General features: G+C 69.2%; 2 protein-coding genes and 1 pseudogene. All 3 read left to right on the top strand.

Translation table 11 applies throughout. The features are described from left to right. The coding region (locus tag JCM9942_RS15425; RefSeq protein ID WP_157722977.1) for a response regulator at nucleotides 1–497 on the top strand (497 nt) is incomplete at its 5' end. 63 nt (nucleotides 498–560) lie between these two features. Further along, complete coding sequence (locus JCM9942_RS15420) at nucleotides 561–854, top strand: DUF3247 family protein (protein WP_054660734.1); 294 nt, start codon at nucleotides 561–563, stop codon at nucleotides 852–854. A 60-nt stretch (nucleotides 855–914) separates the two neighbouring features. Beyond that, a pseudogene (locus JCM9942_RS15415) lies at nucleotides 915–1633 on the top strand (methyltransferase); the annotation flags it as partial.

Here is a 1633-nt window from a genome sequence, read left to right as displayed (position 1 = left end):
CGGTATTCCGGGTGCGGCTGCCCGCACACCGCGCCGACGCCAGCCATCGGCCACGTCGCAGGGTGCAGCGTGGGCCGATCGGCGAGGACGTGATCGCGCAGCTGCCGCTGCAGGGAATGCGGCTGCTGGCGGTGGAGGATCAGCCGGATGTGCTGGCCAATATCCACCGGGTGCTGGAAGAGCAGGGGGCGTCGGTGATCACCGCCAGTTCCGCGGCCGAGGCGCTGGAGCTGCTGGACCGGCGTGGGCACACCGCCTTCGATCTGCTGCTCAGCGACATCGGCATGCCGGGTATGGATGGCTACGGTCTGGTGCGCACGCTGCGCGAGACGATGGGCGTCTCAGGCCGTGAACTGCCGGCGGTGGCGGTCACCGCGCTGGCGCGGGAGGATGACCGCCGCCGTGCGTTCGCGGCCGGTTTCCAGGCGCATGTGGCCAAGCCGTACAGTCTGGCCCAGCTGGTCGGGGCGATCCGCGACGCCAGGCTGCGCCACTGAAAGCTTTGCGCGGATTTCACATGAGCTGTGGGTAGTGTGATCCCCGTCACCGAGGACGCTGCCATGGCTCTCTACGCGCCCCACGTCTATTCCGACCCGATGCGGATCGCCCTGCTGGAAACACTGCTGGGTGAACTGGGCGACCGCACCCGGGTCGTTCTGGTGTTGCAGGACGGCATCCAGCTGGCGGGCACGGTGACCACGCGGCCGGCGCTGCAGCACTTTGTCGATCACAACGACCAGCCGGGTGTGAACGCCACCGTGCGGCTGGATGACCTGGGACGCTTCTCGCAGCAGCATGTGGTGTGGCTGGACAGCATCCGCGAGGTACGGCGGATGCCCGGCGAAAGCGCCTGAAGGGCCGGTTTCGGGGCGGACGGCTAGAATGGGCGGCCCTGTTCTTTTTGCCGGTTCGCAATGGCTGCCCAGCACGACGCTCCTCTGGAAACCCTCTTTCTTCCGTTTGCCGCGGGTAACCTGCGTTGGCCGCAGGGGCCGGTCCTGTTCCTGCGTGCGCGCGACGGTTGGCCGTTGCGTGAACATGCCGCCAGTGACCAGCTGGTCTGCGAACAGAGCTTCCGCCCGTTTGCCGCGGCGCTGGAGCGCAGTGGCTGGCAGGTACGTGACGAGGCCCAGGTACAGGGCGATGCCACCCGCTATGCGGCGGTGCTGGTATTGCCGCCGCGGCAGCGTGACGAGGCCCGCGCACTGTTTGCCCGCGCCGTGGCCCTGCTCGCCCCCGGTGGCATCGTGGTGGCCTGCCAGTCCAACAACGAAGGCGCCCGCTCGGGTGAAAGCGACCTGCAGCAGCTGGCCGGACTCGGCGGCAAGCTGACCAAGAACCACTGCCGTGCCTACTGGACCGCGCCGGCCGACGGCAGTCACGACGAGGCGCTGCGCAAGCGTTGGGCGGCGCTGGATGCACCGCGCACCATTGTCGATGGCCGCTTCCACAGCCGTCCGGGCGTGTTCGCCTGGGACCGGATCGATCCGGCCTCGGCGCTGCTGGTGGAGCAGCTGCCGGCGGATCTGGCCGGTCACGGCGCCGATCTGGCGCCGGCTGGGGTTACCTGTCGGCCGAGGTGCTGGCGCGCTGCCCGAAGGTGAGCGCGCTGGATCTGTACGAGGCCGAGGCG

Origin of the sequence: Stenotrophomonas pictorum JCM 9942, from assembly GCF_001310775.1 — a bacterium.
In the GTDB taxonomy this organism is placed as follows: Bacteria; Pseudomonadota; Gammaproteobacteria; order Xanthomonadales; family Xanthomonadaceae; genus Stenotrophomonas; species Stenotrophomonas pictorum.
The sequence above is the reverse complement of the archived record's forward strand: the minus strand, read 5'-3'. Positions and strand labels throughout refer to the sequence as shown.

Coding starts and splice junctions, on each gene's coding strand:
- JCM9942_RS15420 (WP_054660734.1), top strand. CDS start 561: ATGGCTCTCTACGCGCCCCACGTCTATTCCGACCCGATGCGGATCGCC.